Raw genomic sequence first — 21,622 nt, 5'->3', positions numbered from 1 at the left:
GGCCTCCGCCTCGCGGGCCTCGGCGGCCGCTGCGGCCTCGGCGCGCAGGTCGGCGACCGCTGCCTCGGCCTGGACCTGCTCGTCGGCCAGCTCGGCCTTGAGGTCCTGCTGGCGACGCAGTGCGGTGTCGGTCTGCTCGACGAGGTCGAGGACCTGGGCGTGCAGCTGGGCGGCCTCCTCGCGGGCGGCGTCGGCCTCGGCGAGGCGCTCCTCGCGAGCCTCCTCGAGCATGTCGGCCTCGTCGCCGAGCAGCTCGGTCTCGGCGACCAACCGGTCGGAGTCCTCGAGGACGGCAGTGCGGTCACGCAGCACCATGTCGAGGGAGTGGCTGGACTGGGCGAGGTCGGACGTGCCGCCCTCGTTGTTGAGGCCGTCGACGATCATCATCATCGACGACGAGGCCCCGGGCCCGTACATGAAGCTGTCACGGGCGATCGACCGGACTTCCTGCGTGTTGGCGTCGCGCTCGGCCTGCGCCTCCGACAGCTCGCCGCGGATCCGCTGGACCTGCTGCTGGGCGTCCACGGCGGCTGCCTCGGCGGCGCCCGCCACCTTCTGTGCGTGGGTGAGGGCTTCGCTGGCGGCGGTGAGCTCGACCTGGAGCCCCTCGAGCTCGGCCTGGGTCGCGTCGATCTCGCCCTCGACCCGGGCGATGCGGCCCTCGACCTCGGACACGGCGTTGCGCGCCCCGTCGATGCGTGCCCGCTCCTCGGCGGTCAGCTCGTCGGCCCCGTCGATCCGGGCGCGCTCCTCGGCGGTGAGCGTCCCAGCCTCCTCGATGCGTTGGCGCTCGGCATCGGTCAGGTCGCCGGGTGCGGCCGCAGCCGCGTCCGGGAGGAGGGGGAACAGCAGGAGGAGTGCGAGGACGGCCACGATCGGCCGGAGGGACACGGTCGGCATTGCTGGGCTCCGTTGCCGACTCCGCGGCGGGGCGGTCACGGCCGTGTTCGTCCCACTCGGTGTGGAGGACGTGGGTCGTGTGGCGGAGTCGTTGCGTTGGGGAAACGCTAGCCACCTGGGCGCCGTCACCCCGGGAGGGGACCGTGTCCGTTCGAACGGGGTGCCCCCGAGGACGCGTGCACGCACGCGCGATGCGCCCGTTCGGCTGGTGCGCGCTCGACGCGCGGTCCGGGCCTGGTCGCCCGAACGGCGGTGGCGCGCCCCGGCCCCGGGCGGCAGGGCTGGGCCGGGCGGTCGATAGCATCCCGGACGTCGCCCGTTCTCCCTCTTCCTCCTCCAGCGAGTCGCCATGGCCGAGTACTGCTACGTGATGAAGGGGATGACGAAGCTCATCCCCGGGGGCCGCGAGGTCCTCTCCAACGTCTGGTTGTCGTTCCTGCCCGGCGCCAAGATCGGGGTGATCGGCCCCAACGGCACCGGCAAGTCGACCCTGCTGCGGATCATGGCCGGCGTCGACACCGAGATCGAGGGCGAGGCGTGGTCCGCGAAGGGGTACTCGGTCGGCTTCCTTCCCCAGGAACCGTCGCTCGACGAGGACAAGAACGTCCGCGAGAACATTCTCGAGGGCATGGGGGAGACCGCCGGACTGGTCGGTCGCTACAACGAGCTGACGGCATCCCTGTCGGAGCCGATGGACGACGACGAGATGGCCCGGGTCCTCGAGGAGATGGCCGACGTCCAGGACAAGATCGACGCGGCCGACGCCTGGGACCTCGACCGCACGATCGAGATCGCCATGGACGCCCTGCGTGTCCCCGACGCCGACGCCGACGTGTCGGTGCTGTCGGGTGGCGAGCGCCGCAGGGTCGCCCTGTGCCGGCTGCTGCTGAGCAAGCCCGACATCCTCCTGCTCGACGAGCCCACCAACCACCTCGACGCCGAGACCGTCGCCTGGCTGCAGCGGCACCTGTCGGAGTACGCCGGGATGGTCGTGGCCGTGACCCACGACCGCTACTTCCTCGACGAGGTGGCCGAGTGGATCCTCGAGCTCGACCGGGGCAACTACTACCCGTTCGAGGGCAACTACTCGGGGTGGCTGGAGCAGAAGCGCGAGCGGCTCGCCCAGGAGGAGCGCGAGGAGTCCGCGCGACAGCGCCAGCTGGCCGAGGAGGCCGACTGGGTCAAGCAGTCGCCCCAGGGCCGACGCAAGAAGGCCAAGGCCCGGGTGCAGGCCTACGAGAGCCTGCTGCACAAGGATCGTCCGAAGCAGGTCACCAAGCCGATCATCATGATCCCCGACGGTCCCCGCCTGGGCGACGTGGTGGTCGACGTCGAGGACGTCACCAAGGGCTACGGCGACCGGTTGCTGTACGAGGACCTCAGCTTCCGGCTGCCGCCCGGCGGGATCGTCGGCGTGATCGGTCCCAACGGGGCCGGCAAGACCACGCTGATGCGGATGATCGTCACCGCGGCGGGCGAGGCCCGGCCCGACGAGGTGACCACGCCCGACGAGGGTGACGTCGCGATCGGCGACACCGTCCAGCTGTCCTACGTGGACCAGTCCCGCGCCGACCTCGATCCCGCCAAGACGGTCTTCACCGAGATCACCGGCGGCACCGACTGGGTCCAGATCGGCACCACCGAGATGGCGTCGCGGGCCTACGTCGCCGCCTTCGGGTTCAAGGGTGGCGAGCAGCAGAAGAACGTGGGCTCGTGCTCGGGCGGCGAGCGCAACCGGATCCACCTCGCCAAGCTGCTGCAGAACGAGGCCAACCTCCTGTTGCTCGACGAGCCGACCAACGACCTGGACGTCGACACCCTGCGCGGCCTGGAGGAGGCCCTGCTGGAGTTCGCCGGCTGCGCGGTGATCACGTCCCACGACCGCTGGTTCCTGGACAAGGTCGCCACCCACATCCTCGCCTTCGAGGGTGACTCCGAGGCGGTGTGGTTCCCGGGGTCGTACTCGGAGTACGAGGCCGACCTGCTGGCCCGCAAGGGCGAGGAGGCCGTCAACCCGACCCGCATCAAGTACCGGCCACTGACCCGCCGCACCGGCGCCTGACCACCACGATGGACGCCGCCGACGACCGGTCCGCGGGCCTCGAGGGGCCGGTCGCGTTCGTGCTGGGTGGTGGGGGGCGGCTGGGTGCTGCCGAGGTCGGCATGCTCGAGGCGCTGGTCGGCGTCGGCGTGCGTCCGGACCTCGTGCTGGGCACCTCGATCGGGGCGATCAACGGCGCGATCTTCGCCTCGTCGCCCGACTGGCACGGGGTCCACGAGCTGCGCGAGCTGTGGCTGGGCGTGGAGGAGTCCGGGCTGCTCGGCGACGGCATGTTCGATCGCCTGCGCACCATGGTCTCGACCGGCGTCGCGCTGCATCGCAGCTCCCAGCTGGCCGCGTTGTTCGCCGACATCATCGACGACGACCAGCAGATCGAGGACCTGGCCGTGGACTTCGCGTGCGTGGCGGCCTGCATCGAGACCGCCGCCGCGACATGGTTCCAGCGTGGCCCGCTGGTGCCGGCACTCCTCGCCTCGGCCGCCGTGCCCGGACTGTTCGAGCCCATGGAGGTCGACGGGCGCCACTACCTGGACGGTGGCCTGGTGGACTCGATCCCGGTTGCGCGCGCGGTCCGCTGCGGTGCCCGCACCATCTTCGTCCTGCAGGTCGGACGGATCGAGCATCCCCTGTCCGTGCCGACCAACCCGCTGCGGGTCGCCCAGGTCAGCTTCGAGATCGCCCGCCGCCACGGCTTCACGACCTTCATGGAGGACGTGCCGCCGGACGTCGACGTCCATGTCCTGCCCAGCGGTGGCGCGGCTCCCGATCCGGCCGACCTGCGCGCGAACTTGTCCTATCGTGACGCCTCGGGGCTGGCCACGTCCATCGCCGACGCGCGCGAGGCCAGCGAGCAGTACCTGGACGCCAACGGGATCGGGGCCACCGGATGACACCGCGGAGTGGGGCGTGACGTGGTTGCCCCCCCGGCTGGTGCGCCGGGCGGTCCTGTCGCCGATCATCCCGGTGCTGACCGTGCTGCTGCTGCTCACCACCCCGGTCTTCGTGCCCGTGGGAGCGTTCGCCACGCGCTACCTCCCCGGTCGCCTCCGGGTCCTGCGCCTGTTCTGGCTGCTCATCGTGTGGATGGTGCGCGAATCGCTGACCGTGGTGATCCTGTTCCTCCTGTGGATCATCAGCGGCTTCGGGTGGGCGCTGGACCGCCACTGGTTCCGCGAGCAGCACGTCCGCATGATCGGCTGGTACCTGTGGGGCCTGGTCGGGACCTGCCAGCGATCCCTGGGGTTGCGGGTGGTCACGGAGACGTCGCCCGGCGCACTGGTCGTGGAGCCGTACGTGCCGTCCCACCCGATGCTGGTGCTCAGCCGCCACGCCGGTGCCGGCGACTCGTTCCTGCTGGTGCACCTGCTGGTCAACGTCTTCGACCGGATGCCGGCCGTGGTCCTCAAGGACACGCTGCAGTGGCTGCCGAGCCTGGACATCGCCCTCAACCGGTTCCCCAACGCCTTCATCAGCCCGAACCCCCCCGCAGGCTCGGGCGTGGTCGACGAGATCGGGCGACTGGCCGGTGGGCTCGACAACGACGGTGCGCTGGTCATCTTCCCCGAGGGCGGCAACTTCACGGCCGGTCGTCGCACCCGCGCCATCGACAAGCTCCGCGAGCGTGGGCTGGACCGGTTCGTCGACCGGGCCGAGGCACTGGACACGGTGCTCCCGCCACGTCCGGGTGGTGTCCTGCGGGCCCTGGACGCCAATCCCGACGCCGACGTCGTGGTGGTCGCCCACGCCGGGCTCGAGCGCCTGTCGTCGGTCGCCGACGTCCTGACCGGCCTTCCGCTCGAGCACTCCATCCGGATGGCCTGGTGGCACGTGCCGCGGGCCGAGATCCCCGAGGACCGGATCGCCCGGGAGGACTGGTTGTACGCGTGGTGGGAGCGGATCGACACGTGGGTGGAGGACCACCTCGAGGCCGGCGTCCCCGACCCGAAGGTGACCGACTGATCAGGCGTCCGGACGTGTCCAGGTCCACGTGGTCGACGTCGTGGTCGTCTCGCCCGGCTCGAGCAGCGCGAGTCCGACCCGGTCCGCGTCGTGCACGTCGGCCTGGTGCACGGCATCGGGCCAGCCGGTCTGGGGCTCGACGCAGAACTCGTGTGCCGGGGTGAACACCACCACCGTGTCCGCCCGGTGGGCGGTCATCTCCAGCACCAGGTCGGGCCAGGCGATCCGGACGGGCCAGGTCACGTCGACGAAGGTGTCGTCCAGCCGGCGACCGCCCAGCGCCGGACCGTCGCGCAGGTCGGTCGGTCCCGTCACGTCGGCGAGCGCACCGGTCGGGACCGTCTCGTCGTCGACCACGAGGACCTGGTCGGACGCGACCCGCAGGTGCACGTCGCCGTCGGGCGGGCGGACGAAGCAGGGGTGCCAGCCGACCCAGGCGGGCATGGCGTGTGGACCCGCGCGGACCTCCAGGACCAGTTCCAGTCGACCGGGTGCCAGCGACAGGCGATGCAGGACCCGTGCACCGCTGAAGGGCCACGGTGCTCCCTCGAGCTCGCAGGCCAGCGTCGCACTGGCCGGGTCGTCGGCCAGCACCTGCCACGCCCGGTCCATCGCGAGGCCGTGCAGTGCGTGGCCCTGCAGCCGTGGGTGGAGCCGGGCGGCCCCACCCTCCCAGGCGAAGGTGGCGTCGCGGATCCGACCGGCCCACGGGGCCATGACGAAGCATCCCCACTGCACGTCGTCGGTGGGATCCCGGGGCGGCGCGGGTGCCCCGACCAGGCGGTCCAGGCCCCCGGCGAGCAGCCGCACGATCCGTCCGCCATGCTGGTCGTCGACATCGACGCGGTCGGCCCCGGCGTGCAGGTGCAGCATGTGACCTCCAAGCGCATGGCGTCGAGCCGTTCACGACCGCCAGGCGACGTCGTGATTCGTGCCCCGGAACGGTTGCTCCGGAGCGGGGTGTGACGTAGTCTAATAGTTGTTTCATCCGACCAAATGCGTGCCGACCGAGCCTCCCTCCACACCCGCCACAGGATGCCACCATGTTCTTCGACGAGGTCACCGAACCCATCGCCTACGAGGGCCCCGAGTCCGACAACCCGCTGGCATTCCGCTGGTACGACGCCGACCGGGTCGTGGGGGAGCGGACGATGCGCGACCACCTCCGGATGGCGACCTGCTACTGGCACTCGTTCAACTGGCCCGGCGACGACGTGTTCGGGGCAGGCACGTTCGACCGGCCGTGGCTCGATGGCAGCCAGGACCCGATGACGGCCGCACGGGCGAAGATGGCGGCGGCCTTCGAGTTCTTCGACAAGCTCGGCACGCCGTTCTACTCCTTCCACGACTACGACATGGCACCGGAGGAGGAGTCGTTCGCCAAGAGCTGCGCCAACCTCGACGCCCTGGCCGACGAGGCCGCGGAGTACATGGAGGACACGGGGGTCAAGCTGCTGTGGGGGACGGCCAACCTGTTCTCCCACCCACGCTACGCCGCGGGGGCGGCGACCAACCCCGACCCGGAGGTGTTCGCACGTGCGGCGGCCCAGGTCCGCCACGCGATGGACGTGACCCACCGCCTGGGTGGCGCGAACTACGTCCTGTGGGGTGGCCGCGAGGGCTACGAGACCATCCTCAACACCGACCTGCGACGCGAGGGCGAGCAGCTGGCTCGCTTCCTCCACATGGTCGCCGAGTACAAGCACGACATCGGGTTCACCGGGACGCTCCTGCTGGAGCCCAAGCCACAGGAGCCCACCAAGCACCAGTACGACCACGACGTGGCCACCGTGTACGGCTTCCTGGTCCGCCACGGACTCGAGGACGAGTACGGCGTCAACATCGAGGGCAACCACGCCACGCTGGCCGGCCACGACTTCGTCCACGAGGTCGCGACCGCCGTCGAGACCGGGATCTTCGGGTCGATCGACGCCAACACCGGTGACGACCGGCTCGGCTGGGACACCGACCAGTTCCCCAAGTCGGTCGAGACGCTCAGCCTGGTCACCTACCACATCCTGAAGGGCGGTGGCTTCGACACCGGCGGCTTCATGTTCGACACCAAGCTGCGACGCCAGTCGCTGGATCGCACGGACCTGTTCCACGGGCACGTCCTCGGGATGGACACGCTGGCCAAGTCCCTGCTCGTGGCCCAGGCGATGCTCGACGACTCGGCGCTGGACGACGTGCTGGCCGAGCGCTACGCCGGGTGGGACGACGAGCTCGGCGCGTCGATCCTCGCCGGGGACCACGGCCTCGCATCGCTGTCGGACCACGTGGTCGACCACGACCTCGACCCCGCGCCCGTCTCCGGCCGCCAGGAGGCGCTCGAGGGACTGGTGAACCGCTACGTCGAACGGGTCGCCTGAGTCGCCGGCCCGGCCCGAACGGGTACGCCACGCGTCGACCCGCTCCGGACAGGTCGCGACCTGTCCGCGTGGGCTCACCCACGTCGGGGCCCACGCGGGATCGCACCACCGGAGAGGAGCCATTCATGGCGCTGGTCGCGGGGATCGATTCCTCCACGCAGTCCACGAAGGTCGTGGTCGTCGACGCCGACGACGGCGCGATCGTGGCCGAGGGCCGTGCCGGCCACGACGTGACCGGCACGGACGGGGCACGTGAGTCCGACCCCGACCAGTGGTGGGACGCCCTGGGCGAGGCGCTGGCAGCCACCGGGCGGGCCGGCGAGGTCGCGGCCGTGGCAGTCGGGGCCCAGCAGCACGGCATGGTCGTGCTGGACGACGCCGGGCGGCCGCTGCGACGAGCCAAGCTGTGGAACGACACCCAGTCGGCACCGCAGGCCGAGGCACTCACGGAGCAGTTCGGTGGTGCGGACTGGTGGGCGGAGCAGGTCGGCCTGGTCCCCGTGGCGTCCTTCACCGCGACCAAGTGGGCATGGTTGCGTGAGCACGAGCCCGACGTGGCGGACGCGACCGCGACGCTCTGCCTGCCCCACGACTTCCTCAACCTGCGCCTGGCCGGGGTCGCGGTGACCGATCGCGGTGACGCCTCCGGCACGGGCTGGTTCTCGACCCATGCCGACCGGTACGTCGACGAGGTGCTCGACCACCTCGGGCTGGACCGGGGTCAGCTCCCCGAGGTCCATCGCGACGGGCACGGCGGCGAGGTCACCTCCGACGCGGCCGACGCACTCGGACTGACCGCGGGCATCCCGGTCGGCGCCGGCACCGGTGACAACGCCGCCGCCGCACTCGGCCTGGGCGTCGCCCCCGGTGAGCCGATCGTCAGCCTGGGCACGTCGGGCACGGCGTTCTGCGTGACCCGCACCGCGGTGACCGATCCGTCCGGCACCCTCGCCGGCTTCGCCGACGCCACCGACGCCTTCCTGCCCCTCGCCGCCGCGCTGAACTGCACCCTGGCCGTGGACCGGATGGCGACGCTGCTGGGGCTGGATCGTGAGGAGGTCGCGGACACCACCGACGTGGTCGCGCTGCCCTGGTTCGACGGCGAGCGCACCCCGAACTTCCCGCATGCACGCGCGAGCCTGGTCGGACTCACCCACCGGACCACGCCCGAGGAGGTGCTGTGGGCGGCCTACCTCGGCGCCGCCTGGTCGCTGGTCGTGGCGCTGGAGCGCATCCAGGACCTGACCGGTGACCTGCCGGCCGACGCCCCGCTCACGCTGGTCGGTGGCGGGGCCCGTGGCACGGCCTGGCGCCGGGCACTGGGGGTGCTGACCGGACGACCGCTGCGGTTGCCGGCAGCCGAGGAGCTCGTGGCACTCGGGGCCGCCGCGCAGGCCGCGGCACAGTTGAGCGGCGAGTCCCCCTACGCGATCGCGGCCCGGTGGAACGCCACCGGCGGGCAGCAGGTGCCTGCGGTCGCGGTCGACGAGGACGCGCGCCACCGGTTGGCCACGGTCACCCGGGCCCTCGCGGAACTCAACGGCTCCGACGCTGCCTGGGCCGACGCCCCGGCGTGACGTCCTCAGCCCGTGGGCGGCACCCGGGTGGGGTTCGCGAGGACTTCGCGCAGGACCTGCTCGGCAGCACCGCGCGCGGTCGCCTCGCGCTGCAGGCGGGAGGGCAGGATCTGGGTCGGCTGCTGTCGCTCGGCGAGCACCCGGGCGTGGAGCTGCTCGGCGATCGCCGGTTCCAGCCATTCGTGCAGTGCCGTGAAGTAGCCGCCCAGGACGATGCCCTGCGGTGACAGCAGGTTCACGGCCGACGACATGGCGGTCCCCAGCATGGCCCCGACGGACGTCAGCGCCGTGAGGACCTGCTCGTCGCCTGCCCGGGCCGCCTCCGCGAGCCGGTCGGCGGCCGCCGGGGCGTCGTCGTCGGCACCCATCGCCTCGGTCACGTCGAACCCGGCCAGGCGCAGGGTCGGTTCCAGGCCGATGTAGGTCTCGACGCACCCCCGCCCGCCGCACGCACACGCGGGACCGTCGGGCTCGAGGGTCATGTGGCCCAGCTCGCCACCGAACCCCACGGCACCACGGTGCAGGGTGCCGTTGATGATGACGCCTGCCCCGACCCCGACCTCGCCCGAGATGTGGATGAAGTCGGTCAGCTCGCGACCCGCGCCGTGCCAGCGCTCGGCCAGCGCCGCGAGGTTGGCCTCGTTGTCGACCGTCACGTCCAGGCCGTCCGGCAGCAGCTCGCGGAGGATGTCACTGACCGGGACGTCGTGCCAGCCCAGGTTCGGTGCGATCAGCATGCTGCGACGCTTGGCGTCCACCAGGCCGGGCAGTCCGATGCTCGCCCCGACCGGCACCAGTCCCTCGACCGCGACGCGGCGGACGGCCGTCGACACGAGCTCGGCCAGCGCCTCCAGCGCCTCCTCGGCGCTGCGGGTCCGGTTGTCGAACACGACCCAGCCCTCGTCGCGGACCCGGCTGCGCAGGTCGACCACCGAGAACGCCATCGAGTCGACGTTGATCTCCATCCCGATGGCGACGTACACGTCCCCGTCGAGCTGGACCGTCACGGCGGGACGGCCGACCTCACCGCTGCGACGCACGCCCCCCTCGGTCAGCAGGCGCCGCTCCAGCAGCTCGGTGACCAGGCTCGACACGGTCGTCTTGTTCAGTCCGGTGTCGGCCGCGAGCCGTGCACGGGAGCTCTCCGTGGTCGCCGCCACGTGCTGCAGCACCAGTGCCAGGTTGTGGTTGCGCACACTGTGCTGGTCGGCGGGGCCAGCCAGCCGCGCCGTGCCGCGGCGTGGCGACATCTGCTCCATCAAGGGTCCTCGTGGTGACTCCGGGACGAGCCTAGGCGGGCGCCGACCGTGCGGGGCGCCGCCGACGAGGGCCTCAGGCGTCGGTGCCGAACTGGTCGAGCAGGGCGTTGAACGTCGCGCTGGGACGCATCGCCTCGGCCACCCGCGCCCGGTTCGGCCAGAAGTAGCCCCCGATGTCGACCGGCTCGCCCTGGACCGCCAGCAGCTCCTCCTGGATGGTGTCGATCTGGGCGTCGAGCTGATCCGCCAGCGGCGCGAAGGTCGCGGCGAGCTCCGCGTCGTCGTCCTGGTCGGCGAGCTCGCGGGCCCAGTGCCGGGCGAGGTGGGCGTGGCTGCCGCGGTTGTCGATCTCGTCGACCACGCGCGACGGGCCCTGTCCATGCTGGAGCAGGGTCGCGGTGGCGTCCGAGATGGTCTGGCCGAGCAGCCTGGCCCGATCGTTGTCGAAGGTGTCGGCGAGGTGCTCCAGGGACGCTCCCAGTGCGAGGAACTCGCCCAGGGAGTCCCACCGGAGGTGGTTCTCGCTGACGAACTGCTGGACGTGCTTGGGGGCCGAACCACCCGCCCCGGTCTCGAACAGGCCGCCGCCGTTCATCAGCGGGACGATCGACAGCATCTTGGCCGACGTCCCGACCTCGAGGATCGGGAACAGGTCGGTGAGGTAGTCGCGCAACACGTTGCCGGTGACCGAGATGGTGTCCTCGCCACGACGCACCCGGTCGAGGGTGAACCGGGTGGCCTCGGCGACGTCGAGGAACTCGACCTGGAGCCCGTCGGTGTCGTGGTTCGCCAGCTCCTCGTGGACCTTCGCCAGCAACTGGGCGTCGTGGGCACGCTCGTCGTCCAGCCAGAACACGATCGGCATGCCCGTGGCGCGGGCCCGTCGCACGGCCAGTGCGACCCAGTCGCGCACCGGGGCGTCCTTCGTCTGGCACATCCGCCAGATGTCGCCCGTGTCGACCGCGTGCTCGAGCAGGGTCGTGCCGTCGCGGTCGACCACCCGGACCACGCCGGGGCCGTCGATCTCGAAGGTCTTGTCGTGGCTGCCGTACTCCTCGGCCTTCTTGGCCATCAGGCCGATGTTCTGCACGGTGCCCATCGTCGTGGGATCGAACGCGCCGTTGACCCTGCAGTCGTCGATGGTCTCGGCGTACAGGTCGGCGTAGCTGGAGTCGGGGATCACCGCCTTGGCGTCCTGGAGTGCGTCGTCGGCGTTCCACATCTGTCCGGAACTGCGGATCATCGCCGGCATCGAGGCGTCGATGATGACGTCCGACGGGACGTGCAGGTTCGTGATGCCCTTCGCGGAGTTGACCTGGGCCAGGTCCGGGCCACGCTCGGAGGCCGCGTCGAGCTCGGCGCGGATCGCGGCGGCCTGGTCGTCGGGCAGCTCCTCCAGCGCCGTGTCCAGGCTGGCGAGGCCGTCGTTGGGGCTGACGCCCACCGACTCCAGGGCCTCGGCATGCTCGGTGAACACGGTGTCGAAGTAGGTGCGGACCGCGTGGCCGAAGATGATCGGGTCCGAGACCTTCATCATCGTGGCCTTCAGGTGGATCGAGAACAGCACGCCCTGCTCGCGCGCGTCGGCCACCTGCTCGGCCAGGAAGTCCAGCAGTGCGTCGCGTCGCATCACGGCGGCATCGATGATCTCGCCGGCCAGCAGCGGGGTGGACTTTTTGAGGACCGTCACCTCGCCGTCGTCGGCCACGTGTTCGATGCGCACGTCGTCGTCGCGGTCGACGGTGATCGACTCCTCGGTGTGGCGGAAGTCGTGGTCGTCCATGGTCGCGACGTGGGACTGGCTGTCGGCGGACCACTCGCCCATCGAGTGGGGGTGGGCGCGGGCGAAGGCCTTGACGGCCGCGGGCGCGCGACGGTCCGAATTGCCCTCGCGCAGGACCGGGTTGACCGCGGAGCCCTTGACCGTGTCGTAGCGTGCCCGGATCTCCTCCTCCTCGGGCGTCGATGGCTCCTCGGGGTAGTCGGGCACCGCGTAGCCGTCGTCCTGCAACTCGGTGATCGCGGCCTTCAGCTGGGGCACCGAGGCCGAGATGTTGGGGAGCTTGATGATGTTGGCCTCGGGACGCGTCACGAGCTCACCGAGCTCGGCCAGGGCGTCGTCCACCCGCTGGTCGGGCTCGAGGTGGTCACCGAAGACGGCCAGGATGCGTCCGGCCAGCGAGATGTCCCGGGTCTCCACCTGCACGCCGGCAGCGCCGGAGAAGGCGTTGATGATCGGCAACAACGAGTTCGTGGCCAGTGCCGGTGCCTCGTCGGTGTAGGTGTAGATGATCGTGCTCATGGCAGTCCCGGGTCGCGGGCGGACAGGGTCAACAACGACGGCGCGAGGTGCTCGCGCGGACCTCCCACGCTACTCGGTCGTCCGGGTGCGACCCCCCGGCCACGTGGCGGCGTCCGGGGTCTGCCGAACGCCCGTCCGGACGTCCGGACGCCGGCTCGGACGGCGGGCGGCGACCTACGCTGCCGTCTCGCCACGTCACGGCGACGACGACGTCCGGGAGCGAGCCATGACCGAGTACGGATGGGGCATCATCGGTGCGGGAAGGATCTCGCGCGAGTTCGCCGCTGACCTCGGCAACGTGCCGGACGGGCACCTGGTCGCCGTCGGGTCACGCAGTCCGGACCACGCTGCTGCCTACGCCGAGGAGGTCGGTGCGGCCCGTGGGCACGGTTCCTACGAGGACCTGGTCGCCGACGCCGACGTCGACGTCGTGTACGTCGGCAACGACCACCTCGACCACGTCGGCGCCGCCCGGCTGGCCGTCGAGGCCGGCAAGCCCGTGCTGGTCGAGAAGCCACTGGGTACCGACCGCGAGCAGGTCGCCGAGCTGCTGCGACTGGCGGTGGAGCGACGGGTGTTCGTCATGGAGGCGATGTGGAGTCGCTTCCTGCCCGGGCTCACCGAGCTGATCGCGCGGGTGGCCGACGGCGCCATCGGCACCGTCCGTACCGCCCAGCTCGACCTGGGCATCGACCAGCCGGATCCCGAGTCGCGCTTGTTCGACCCGGCCCGCGCCGGCGGTGCCCTGCTCGACGTCGGCGTCTACCCCATCTCGATCGCGCGGATGGTGCTGGGCGGCCTGGCCGACGTCCGCGCCTCGGCGAGGATGGGTGGCGGGGTCGACCTCGCCACCGACATGTGGGCGGTCACGTCCGACGGTGCGCGCGTCCGGCTGCGCTGCGCCGTCGACGAGCCCCTGGCCAACACGGCCACCTTCGTCGGGGACGCCGGCAGGATCCAGGTCGACCAGCCGTTGCACCACCCCGGCCGCTTCACGGTCGAGGACCTCGCGGGCGAGGTCGAGGTGGTCGAGACGCCCTTCGCGGGGCACGGCTTCGAGTTCGAGATCGTGGAGGTGCACGAGTGCCTGGCACAGGGGTTGGTGCAGAGCCCGCGCTGGTCGCACGGCGACACCCTGGCGACCCATGCCGTCATGGACGAGGTTCGACGCCAGATCGGCCTGGTCTACCCGTTCGAGGACGGCCCGCCCGCCTGACGGACCAGCAGCGGCCCGTCGATGTCCGGGGTGGGGCCGGTAGCGTTCTCGTCGACGCCGTCACACGTGGAGGACCACCCATGGCCCAGCAGTCGCAGATGGTCGAGCTGGGGTCGGCCATGCCGACCTTCGCCCTGCCCAACGTGCGCACGGGCGACGTCGTGCGGTCGTCCGACCTGGCGTCGCGCGTCAACGTCGTCGCCTTCATCTGCAACCACTGCCCGTACGTCAAGCGGATCGCCGACGGCCTGGCCCTGTTCGGGCGCCACGTGGCCAACGACGGCCGCGTGGCGATGGTGGCGATCTCCTCCAACGACGCCGAGGCCTACCCGGACGACGCGCCGGCGAAGCTGGCGGTCGAGGCGGACGACCGGGGGTACGCCTTCCCCGTCCTGTACGACGAGACCCAGGAGGTCGCCGCCGCCTTCCACGCGGCCTGCACGCCGGACTTCTTCGTCTACGACGACGAGCACCGGCTGGTCTACCGCGGACGCTTCGACGAGGCGACCCCAGGCAACGACGTCGAGGTGACCGGCGAGGACCTGCGCCACGCCGTGCGCGCGACCCTCGTCGGCGAGCCCGTCGACGACCAGGTCCCCTCCATGGGCTGTGGCATCAAGTGGATTCCCGGCAACGAGCCTGCCCAGTAGCGGTCCCCCCTCCTGCGGACGGGGCTGGCTGCAGGGCAGGATGGAGTTGCTCGCTGCGCTCGCAACGTCCGGCCGGCCTGACTCGGTCAGGCGTGGCGGTCGCGCCAGGGCAGGAGGAGGCGGGCGGCGACCAGGCCGACGACGGCGATGATCGACAGCCCGATCCAGATGAACGGGGACACGTTCGGGTCGCCCAGCAGCATGAGTTCCTGCATGCCCACGAAGGCGTGCGTGGTCGGCAGGGCCCACGACACCCACACCACGGGTGCCGTGATCCGCGCCAGGGGCAGGAACAGCCCCGAGAAGAAGATCGCGGTCAACAGCATCAGCATCGACAGCTGCACGGCCTGGCTGTCCGTCTTGGCCACCGCGGCGATCAGGAACCCGTAGCCGACGGAGGCCAGCAGGGTGAGGGTCACCAGGCCGGAGAAGGCCACCCAGTTCGTGGGCGCGGGCACGCCGAACACGCCGATGATGAGCGCGGTCAGGGCGGCGGCGACCACCAGCCCGAGCACCATGTGCGACGCCGCCGTGCCGGCCAGCCGCTGACCGGTTCCCACCGGCGAGACCCGCAGGACGTCGGTCGTGCCCTGGCGTCGCTCGCGGACCAGGCCCAGTGCGGCGAAGGTGATCGCGACGTGCTGGAGCATCAGTGCCAGCAGACCCGGTGCGTAGAACAGGTCGAGCGTGATCACCTCGGGGGTGAAGCTGTAGACCTCGGCCTGGAACGGTCGGGCCAGCACGTCGGCATCGGCGTCCTGGAGCAGGGTCAGCGACTCGTCCGCCGTCGCCAGCATGTCGGCGACCTCGTCGACCTGGGCGAGCGGGTCGGATTCGGACAGGGCCGAGAGCTGGTCGGCGGCGTCTCGCAGGTCCTGCTGGACCTCGCCCGGCTGTTCCAGGCCGAAGGCGGCGGCCAGTCCGCCGCCCTGTTCGATGCGGTCGGCCAGCGTGGTGAGCTGCTCGGAGAGCGTGGCTGCCGATGACTGGATGGTGGCCCCGTCGTCGGTCCCGATCCGCCCGCGGAGCTGGTCGAGCTGGTCGCGTGCCGTCGACAGGTCGTCGGTCAGGCCACCGGTCTCGTCCTGGACGGTGCGCAGGACCTCCGCGACCACCTGGTCGTTGATCTCGGCGACGGCCGTCTCGGCGGCCACGTTGACCTGGGCCGACGTGACCGGGTCCGGACTGCGCTGGTGGACCTCGACGGTCGCACGCTCGCCCGTGCCGATCTGGTCGTCGGGCGGCAGCACGACGACGAGGTCGACGGTGTCCCCCTTGAGCTCCTCGAGGGCGGCGTCGCGGTCGTCGCGGGTGCCGATGATCTCGATGCCGCTGACCTCGGCGTCGGCGATGAAGTCGTTGAGTCGCTGCAGGAGCTGGCTGTCGGGCGAGCCCACCACGACCGTGTCGAGGGTGGGGAAGTCGCGCTGGTAGCCAAGTCCGAACACGAACAGCACGAGGAACGGACCCAGGATGAGGGTCAGGAGCAGTCGTGGCTGGTGCAGCGTGGAGACCATCTCCCGCCGCACGAAGGCCAGCGTGCGGATCACCTGGTCACGCATGCGAAACCCCCGTGTCCGACGTGGCGTTGGCTTGCAGGCGATGGGGCGCGCCGTCGGGGTCGCGATGGGCCGTGACCAGGCTGACGAAGACGTCGTCGAAGGACGAGTTGTGCGGGACGGCGACGGGGGAGCCCTCGCCCTGCTCCTGCAGCCAGTCCTGGATGCGAGCCGCGCCGGTGTTGGCGTCGTCCACGGCCACCAGCACGCGGCGTGGCCCGACCCACTGGTGGATCTGCCGCACCTCGGCGAGCTGCTCCACGCCGGTGATGTCGAGTCCGCGGGACTCCCAGGCCACCTCGACCAGGTCACCGCCGAAGGCGTCGCGGCGCAGCCGGCGGGGGGTGTCCACGCGCAGGATCTCCCCGTCCACCACCAGCCCGACCAGGTCACACTTGTCGGCCTCGGTGACGTACTGCGTGGTCACGAAGAGCGTCCTGCCCTCGTCGCGCAGGGACGTGAAGTGGGCCCACAGCTGTTCCCGCAGGATCGGGTCGATGCCCGCAGTCGGCTCGTCGAGCACGAGCAACTCCGGGTCGTGGACCATCGCGGCGGCGATCGCCAACCGACGCTGCTCGCCGGTCGAGGCATCGCGCATGCGCGTGTCCTGGTGCTCGGTGAGGTCGAGCAGGTCGAGCACGGCGGCCACCCGTTCGCGCGCGGCGCGCGACTTCTTGCCGGGGATCCAACGGCTCCGCCAGGACAGGCCGTACAACGAGGCCATGAAGTTGAGGTTGTGGCGCAGGCTGAGGTCGGGGTCCAGGGCGGACTCCTGCGGGAGGAAGCCGATCCGGACCCGCTCGTCGGGGCCGAAGTCGGCCGGGGTCCGTCCGAACACCTCCAAGTCGCCGTCCTGGGGGCGGATCAGGCCGAGGACCAGCCGGACCACGGTGGTCTTGCCCGAGCCGCTGGGGCCGACGAGCCCGAAGATGCAGCCCCGCGGCACGTCCAGGTCGAGGTCACGGATGCCGTCGTCGCCCTTGTAGAGGTGCTGGACGTCGCGGGCGTGGACGAGGGGTTCCGCGTCGTCGGTGGCGGCGGACTGCCCCGATGGTCGTGGGTCGTCGGGACGCGACACGTCGGGAGCAGGTGGCGGGGCCGACGGGTCCTGCTCCGGAGGGGGGGCGTGCGTGGCGGGGTCGTCTGGCACGGGCTTCCTCGACGGGGCAGGCGGAGCAGGGCCCGGGACCGGGCCACGGCGAGCATGGTGGCCGACGGGATCTCACCGCCACTGGCCGTTCGGTGTGGCCGTGGTGGGGGTGATCGATCGATCGGGGACGCTATCGCGCGTGGTGTCGACGCAGCGAGGGCATGGTCCGTCGCCGGCCGGCTCCTAGTCTCCGTCCTGCCGAGGATCCTCGACGTCGGGAACGGAGGACCGATGACCACGTCGCACGACGACGCGCCCGACGAGGCGCCCGACGACCCGATGGACCTCGACGCCTTCCGCCGCAACGGCCACGCGGCGGTGGACTGGGTCGCCGACTACCTCGCCACGCTCCGGGACCGGCCCGTGTGGTCGCCGGTCGCGCCCGGTGACGTCCGCCGGGCCCTCCCGGCCCGTGCGCCACGCCGACCCGAGCCGTTCGCGGACATGCTGGCCGACCTGGACGAGATCGTCGTCCCGGGCCTGACCCATTGGCAGCATCCGGGCTGGATGGCCTACTTCCCGGCCAACTCGTCCCCGCCGTCCGTGCTCGGTGAACTGGTGTCGGCGGGACTGGGCGTGCAGGGCATGCTGTGGTCGACGTCGCCGGCCGCCACCGAGGTCGAGTCGACCGTGCTCGACTGGCTGGTCGACGAGCTCGGGCTGCCGTCGTCGTGGCGGGTCGACACGGGGCCCGGCGGTGGGGTCATCCAGATGTCGGCCTCGGACGCGACCCACACGGCCCTTGTGGTTGCGCGCACCCGGGCGACGATCGCGGGTGCGGCAGCGGAGGACTGCGTCGTCTACGCCTCGGAGCAGGCCCACTCGTCGATCGAGAAGGGTGCCCGGGTCGCCGGCATCGGCCACGTGCGCCTGGTCAGTACCGACGACGCCCACGCCATGGACCCGGTCGACCTGTCCGCGGCCGTCGCGGCCGACCGGGCGGACGGGCTCGTGCCGATGTTCGTGTGCTCGGCGGTGGGCACGACCGGGACCACCGCGGTCGACCCGGTCCGGCGCATCGGCGAGATCGCCCGCGACCACGGCCTGTGGCACCACGTCGACGCGGCCTATGCGGGCACGGCGATGCTGTGCCCCGAACTGCGCCATCTCCAGGACGGCCTGGAACTGGCAGACTCCTACGTCACCAACGCGCACAAGTGGCTGTTCACGAACTTCGACTGCTCGCTGTTCTGGGTGGCGGACCGGGCCCCGCTGGTCGACACCCTGTCGATCGTGCCGCCATACCTGCGCAACACGGCGTCGGAGTCCGGGGAGGTCGTGGACTACCGCGACTGGCACGTGCCGCTGGGTCGGCGGTTCCGGGCGCTCAAGCTGTGGTGGGTCCTGCGGTCCTTCGGGACCGACGGCCTGCGGGCGCGCATCCGCGAGCACCTGGCCTGGGCGCGTGGACTCACGGAGCGCCTGGAGGCCGACCACCGGTTCACCCTGGTCGCGCCCACCCCGTTCGCACTGGTGAGCGTCCGGCACGCCGATCCGCGGCGCAACACGGTCTTCCTGGACACGATGACGGCGCACACCGACCTGGGCCTGACCGCGTCGGAGCTGGACGGCCAGCGCTTCCTGCGGATCTCGCTGGGCGCGACGTGGACCCAGCAGGAGGACGTCGACCGGTTGTGGCAGGCGCTCGACGAGGCCGCCTGAGACGTCGGGCCTCAGGCGGGTGCCAGGCCCGCCAGCACCGCGTCGATCGTCGTCGCCCACACCTCGTCGGCGTCGGTGGCGACGTCCAGGCTCCCGGCCAGTTCGAGCGTGGCCAGGCCGTGGACGGTGCTCCACAGCGCCATGGTGACCACGGCCGGGTCTCCGGCGACGACGCCCGTGCGGATTCCCTCGACCACGGCGTCCTGCAGGGCCTCGAGCGTGCCCATGCTCAGGGCCTGGTCGCTGTCGCTGGGCTCGAACTCGGGGAACGGGCAGGCGAACATCACGTCGAACAGGTGGGGTCGGCTGCGGGCGGCCTCGCGGTAGGCCAGCGCGTGGCGATGGAGTCGGGTCGCGGGATCATCGGTCTCGACGGCGGCCTGCAGACGCGCCAGGTTGGCGAAACCCTCCCGGTACATGGCTCGGACCACGTCCTCCTTGCCCCCGAACAGGCTGTAGATCGCACTGGTGGACACGCCCGCGTCGTCCGCGAGCCGTCGCACGGTCAGGGCCGTCGCGCCGTCGCGTCGCAGGATGGTCCCGGCCGTGTCGAGCAGTCGCTCGCGGGTCGTGTCGTCGTGGACGCGGGGTCGGGCCATGTTGACAACCTCCCGGGGGTTCTGTAACACTGTTTGATAACAACGTTCGGAAACCAGCGTAGCCCCCGTCCGGCGGGCAGGCCCGAACATGGAGGAAGGTTCCCGACATGGTCCATCGCGACACCCCGAGCCCTGCGCCGACCGATCCGACCCCGGGCCCCCACCGCGACCCCGACCGCGAACCGGGCCGAGGGCCGGCCGCCTGGTGGCACACGACGGTCGAGCCGGGCCGGCACACGGCCGAGCTCCGCGAGCCCATGGCCGTGTTCCTGATCGGCATGCGGGTCAACCGACCGTGGAACCCGCGGCGATGGTGGTGGGTGACGAAGGCGATGCCGGCGATGCTGGCCGCGCTGGCCGACGTGCCCGAGCTCGGGCTGCGCCACGTGGAGCAGTTCACCCGTGGCCGCACCTCGCTGTCGCTGCAGTACTGGGAGTCCCCGCAGGCGTTGATGGCCTTCGCCGCCGATCGCGACAATCCGCACCTGGAGGCGTGGCGACGCTTCAACCGCGAGCTCGCGGACCGCGACGACGTCGGGATCTGGCACGAGACCTACGTCGTGGAGCCGGGGGACTACGAGGGCATCTACGTCAACATGCCGTTGTTCGGGATGGCGGCCGCCGCGGGGCGCGTCCCGGTGGGCACGCGCAGTGGCCGGGCACGCCAGCGCCTGTCGGCGTGACCCGAGACGGGGGCTTGCGTCGTCATTGGATGAACGGGCTGGCCAGGAGCGTGATCGTCCCCAGTGCGATGACGTACCAGGCGAATCCCCGGAGGGTGTCGTTGGTGACGAGCCGCATCAGGAACCGCACGGCGACGTAGCCGGAGATCGCGGCCGCGACGGTGCCCGCGACGACGTCGGCGGGGGTGTAGCCGGTCCCCGCGAGCGCGCCTTCGCTGAGCTCGGGCAGTTCGAGCACGAACGCCCCGAGGATGACCGGGATGGACATCAGGAACGAGAAGCGCGCGGCCGCGGCGCGGGTCAGGCCGGTGGCCATGCCGGCGGCGATGGTGGCACCGGAGCGCGAGATCCCCGGGATGATCGCCAACGACTGCGCCAGACCCATGGTGATGGCGTCCCGGCCGTTGGAGGCCACCCTGCCGGTCGCCGAGCGCCGGGCGTAGAGCCGCTCGGCCCCCAGCAGCAGGCCGGCCGTCACGAACAGCATGACGGCTGCCAGTCGTGGGTCGCCGAAGCGCTCCTCGAAGGTGCTCGACAGCGCCCACCCCACGACGGCCGCCGGGACCGATGCCACCGCCAGCAGGCCGAGCTCGAGCCGGGCGCGGCGGACCCGCTCGGGGGTGCGCTCGCCGAGCCCGAGGGCCCCGACACCCAACTCCCACAGGTCGACCCAGAAGTAGGCCACCACGGCCAGCAGCGTGCCGACGTGCACGGCCACGTCGAAGGCGAGCGGTCCCGGCTCGAGACCGAACAGGTACGGGATGATCTGCAGGTGCCCGGACGACGACACCGGGAGGAACTCGGTCAGTCCCTGGATGATCCCGAGCAGGATCGCAGAAAGCATGGACGGGTCCTGGTGTGGCGTGCGGTCTGGGGTGCGGGCGGGTGTGCGTGTTGGGCTGGGTCGCGTCGGGGCGAGCACGGGACGCGATCGCCCCGGACGCTACTCGCCACGGGCCAGTGCGATGGTCACCTGCCCGGACGCCAGGCCAGCGGCCATCGCGGGGGCGGCTGCTCGCGACACCGCGATCCAGCTGCGTGCCTCGTCCACGGCCAGCAGTCGTCCGTGGCCGAGCAGGCGGCCACGCCCGTCGAAGTCGGTCCCCAGCACGTCGACCGGTGCGCCGGGCGGCAGCCCGAGCTCCCGGTCGACCGCCAGCGCCACCTCGTCGGGCGCGAGCAGGTCCGAGCGGGTGGCGGCCACGTGGGTCTCGGTGAGCACCTCCCCGGCACGCACGGGACGCGTGGCGACGCCGTCGGGCGTCGTGGCGAGGTGGTCCGACGGGACGAGGTCGCGCGGCCAGGTCGTCGCCACGGCACGGACCTCGTCGCCGTCGGACAGGTCGCCCGCGGCGACGAGGACCCGCACCGGTGGACCCCACGGTGACGTGCGGGCCCTGCCCACCAGCCCGGACAGGACGAGTACCACGGCGACCAGGACGGCGACCGGGCGAGCACGGGGCGGCAGCCGCCACCAGCCCTCCGCCACCCGGTCCAGCGCTGCGGGAAGACGTGGCAGCGGTCCGCGCAGGAGCGACCCGAGGTGGAGGGAACGGGTCCGCAGCGGGTGCAGGATCCGGTCCGCACCCACGCCGATGCGTGGACCGGCGTCGTCGGTCGCGGGAGGGGAGGACGAGCGGTTCGTGGCCATGCCACGGCAGCGGACCAGCGGTCG

18 protein-coding genes are annotated in these 21,622 nt (G+C 71.6%); 9 read left to right on the top strand and 9 right to left on the bottom strand.

The genetic code is table 11. The features are described 5' to 3' along the window. Positions 1–900, bottom strand: a 900-nt coding sequence (locus KR546_RS05930) for a coiled-coil domain-containing protein (RefSeq protein ID WP_274387644.1), incomplete at its 3' end; no start/stop codon positions are given. Between the two features lie 349 nt (positions 901–1,249). On the opposite strand from KR546_RS05930, the gene ettA reads away from it, so the two are divergent. From ettA to KR546_RS05915, 3 genes are read left to right on the top strand one after another with little or no spacing between them, the layout of a single operon-like run. Further along, positions 1,250–2,962, top strand: coding sequence for an energy-dependent translational throttle protein EttA (ettA, locus tag KR546_RS05925; RefSeq protein ID WP_238443778.1), 1,713 nt, complete (start codon positions 1,250–1,252; stop codon positions 2,960–2,962). A gap of 8 nt (positions 2,963–2,970) precedes the next feature. Then, on the top strand, positions 2,971–3,852 hold the full coding sequence (locus KR546_RS05920; RefSeq protein ID WP_238443777.1) for a patatin-like phospholipase family protein: 882 nt from the start codon (positions 2,971–2,973) through the stop codon (positions 3,850–3,852). Between the two features lie 16 nt (positions 3,853–3,868). Continuing rightward, positions 3,869–4,921 carry a 1-acyl-sn-glycerol-3-phosphate acyltransferase gene (locus KR546_RS05915; RefSeq protein WP_238443776.1) on the top strand — a complete coding sequence of 351 codons (1,053 nt, stop codon included), beginning with the start codon at positions 3,869–3,871 and terminating at the stop codon, positions 4,919–4,921. Here KR546_RS05915 and KR546_RS05910 read toward each other — a convergent pair whose 3' ends face one another. After that, complete coding sequence (locus KR546_RS05910) at positions 4,922–5,794, bottom strand: aldose 1-epimerase (RefSeq protein WP_238443775.1); 873 nt, start codon at positions 5,792–5,794, stop codon at positions 4,922–4,924. It lies immediately after the preceding gene. 170 nt (positions 5,795–5,964) lie between these two features. On the opposite strand from KR546_RS05910, the gene xylA reads away from it, so the two are divergent. Together xylA and xylB are read left to right on the top strand one after the other, a co-directional pair. After that, the gene (xylA, locus tag KR546_RS05905; protein ID WP_238443774.1) at positions 5,965–7,290 is read left to right on the top strand and encodes a xylose isomerase; all 1,326 of its coding nucleotides are present in this window, start codon (positions 5,965–5,967) and stop codon (positions 7,288–7,290) included. 125 nt (positions 7,291–7,415) lie between these two features. Continuing rightward, complete coding sequence (gene xylB / locus KR546_RS05900) at positions 7,416–8,867, top strand: xylulokinase (protein ID WP_238443773.1); 1,452 nt, start codon at positions 7,416–7,418, stop codon at positions 8,865–8,867. Positions 8,868–8,872: 5 nt separating this feature from the next. Here the strand turns inward: xylB and KR546_RS05895 are convergent, their stop codons facing one another. Continuing rightward, complete coding sequence (locus KR546_RS05895; protein ID WP_238443772.1) at positions 8,873–10,126, bottom strand: ROK family protein; 1,254 nt, start codon at positions 10,124–10,126, stop codon at positions 8,873–8,875. 73 nt (positions 10,127–10,199) lie between these two features. After that, positions 10,200–12,428 (bottom strand): NADP-dependent isocitrate dehydrogenase, encoded by a 2,229-nt coding sequence (locus KR546_RS05890; RefSeq protein WP_238443771.1) that lies wholly within the window; start codon positions 12,426–12,428, stop codon positions 10,200–10,202. Between the two features lie 226 nt (positions 12,429–12,654). On the opposite strand from KR546_RS05890, the gene KR546_RS05885 reads away from it, so the two are divergent. Together KR546_RS05885 and KR546_RS05880 are read left to right on the top strand one after the other, a co-directional pair. Next, on the top strand, positions 12,655–13,644 hold the full coding sequence (locus KR546_RS05885; protein ID WP_238443770.1) for a Gfo/Idh/MocA family protein: 990 nt from the start codon (positions 12,655–12,657) through the stop codon (positions 13,642–13,644). Between the two features lie 80 nt (positions 13,645–13,724). Then, a complete protein-coding gene (locus KR546_RS05880) occupies positions 13,725–14,294 on the top strand; it encodes a thioredoxin family protein (protein ID WP_238443769.1) in 570 nt (189 codons plus the stop codon). A gap of 86 nt (positions 14,295–14,380) precedes the next feature. Here the strand turns inward: KR546_RS05880 and KR546_RS05875 are convergent, their stop codons facing one another. Beyond that, complete coding sequence (locus KR546_RS05875) at positions 14,381–15,856, bottom strand: ABC transporter permease (protein WP_238443768.1); 1,476 nt, start codon at positions 15,854–15,856, stop codon at positions 14,381–14,383. Continuing rightward, positions 15,849–17,003 carry an ABC transporter ATP-binding protein gene (locus KR546_RS05870; protein ID WP_238443767.1) on the bottom strand — a complete coding sequence of 385 codons (1,155 nt, stop codon included), beginning with the start codon at positions 17,001–17,003 and terminating at the stop codon, positions 15,849–15,851. Before KR546_RS05870 ends, KR546_RS05875 begins: the two co-directional genes overlap by 8 nt. A 231-nt stretch (positions 17,004–17,234) precedes the next feature. On the opposite strand from KR546_RS05870, the gene KR546_RS05865 reads away from it, so the two are divergent. Beyond that, positions 17,235–18,665 carry an aminotransferase class I/II-fold pyridoxal phosphate-dependent enzyme gene (locus KR546_RS05865; protein WP_238443766.1) on the top strand — a complete coding sequence of 477 codons (1,431 nt, stop codon included), beginning with the start codon at positions 17,235–17,237 and terminating at the stop codon, positions 18,663–18,665. A gap of 11 nt (positions 18,666–18,676) precedes the next feature. Here the strand turns inward: KR546_RS05865 and KR546_RS05860 are convergent, their stop codons facing one another. Then, complete coding sequence (locus KR546_RS05860; RefSeq protein WP_238443765.1) at positions 18,677–19,264, bottom strand: TetR/AcrR family transcriptional regulator; 588 nt, start codon at positions 19,262–19,264, stop codon at positions 18,677–18,679. 107 nt (positions 19,265–19,371) lie between these two features. Between KR546_RS05860 and KR546_RS05855 the strand changes: the two genes are divergently transcribed. After that, a complete protein-coding gene (locus KR546_RS05855) occupies positions 19,372–19,947 on the top strand; it encodes a DUF4188 domain-containing protein (protein ID WP_238443764.1) in 576 nt (191 codons plus the stop codon). A 22-nt stretch (positions 19,948–19,969) separates the two neighbouring features. On the opposite strand, the gene KR546_RS05850 is transcribed toward KR546_RS05855, so the two are convergent. Beyond that, positions 19,970–20,791, bottom strand: a complete 822-nt coding sequence (locus KR546_RS05850; RefSeq protein ID WP_238443763.1) for an undecaprenyl-diphosphate phosphatase — start codon at positions 20,789–20,791, stop codon at positions 19,970–19,972. A gap of 99 nt (positions 20,792–20,890) precedes the next feature. Next, positions 20,891–21,598 carry an SAF domain-containing protein gene (locus KR546_RS05845; RefSeq protein WP_238443762.1) on the bottom strand — a complete coding sequence of 236 codons (708 nt, stop codon included), beginning with the start codon at positions 21,596–21,598 and terminating at the stop codon, positions 20,891–20,893. Positions 21,599–21,622 lie beyond the last annotated feature (24 nt).

It is taken from the genome of Salsipaludibacter albus (assembly GCF_019798055.1).
In the GTDB taxonomy this organism is placed as follows: domain Bacteria; phylum Actinomycetota; class Nitriliruptoria; order Nitriliruptorales; family Nitriliruptoraceae; genus Salsipaludibacter; species Salsipaludibacter albus.
The sequence above is the reverse complement of the archived record's forward strand: the minus strand, read 5'-3'. Positions and strand labels throughout refer to the sequence as shown.

Bases quoted from the DNA above. Each gene is read 5' to 3' on its own strand.
- ettA (WP_238443778.1), top strand. From the start codon at position 1,250: ATGGCCGAGTACTGCTACGTGATGAAGGGGATGACGAAGCTCATCCCC.
- KR546_RS05920 (WP_238443777.1), top strand. From the start codon at position 2,971: ATGGACGCCGCCGACGACCGGTCCGCGGGCCTCGAGGGGCCGGTCGCG.
- KR546_RS05910 (WP_238443775.1), bottom strand. From the start codon at position 5,794: ATGCTGCACCTGCACGCCGGGGCCGACCGCGTCGATGTCGACGACCAG.
- xylA (WP_238443774.1), top strand. From the start codon at position 5,965: ATGTTCTTCGACGAGGTCACCGAACCCATCGCCTACGAGGGCCCCGAG.
- xylB (WP_238443773.1), top strand. From the start codon at position 7,416: ATGGCGCTGGTCGCGGGGATCGATTCCTCCACGCAGTCCACGAAGGTC.
- KR546_RS05895 (WP_238443772.1), bottom strand. From the start codon at position 10,126: ATGGAGCAGATGTCGCCACGCCGCGGCACGGCGCGGCTGGCTGGCCCC.
- KR546_RS05890 (WP_238443771.1), bottom strand. From the start codon at position 12,428: ATGAGCACGATCATCTACACCTACACCGACGAGGCACCGGCACTGGCC.
- KR546_RS05885 (WP_238443770.1), top strand. From the start codon at position 12,655: ATGACCGAGTACGGATGGGGCATCATCGGTGCGGGAAGGATCTCGCGC.
- KR546_RS05880 (WP_238443769.1), top strand. From the start codon at position 13,725: ATGGCCCAGCAGTCGCAGATGGTCGAGCTGGGGTCGGCCATGCCGACC.
- KR546_RS05875 (WP_238443768.1), bottom strand. From the start codon at position 15,856: ATGCGTGACCAGGTGATCCGCACGCTGGCCTTCGTGCGGCGGGAGATG.
- KR546_RS05865 (WP_238443766.1), top strand. From the start codon at position 17,235: ATGACCACGTCGCACGACGACGCGCCCGACGAGGCGCCCGACGACCCG.
- KR546_RS05860 (WP_238443765.1), bottom strand. From the start codon at position 19,264: ATGGCCCGACCCCGCGTCCACGACGACACGACCCGCGAGCGACTGCTC.
- KR546_RS05855 (WP_238443764.1), top strand. From the start codon at position 19,372: ATGGTCCATCGCGACACCCCGAGCCCTGCGCCGACCGATCCGACCCCG.
- KR546_RS05850 (WP_238443763.1), bottom strand. From the start codon at position 20,791: ATGCTTTCTGCGATCCTGCTCGGGATCATCCAGGGACTGACCGAGTTC.
- KR546_RS05845 (WP_238443762.1), bottom strand. From the start codon at position 21,598: ATGGCCACGAACCGCTCGTCCTCCCCTCCCGCGACCGACGACGCCGGT.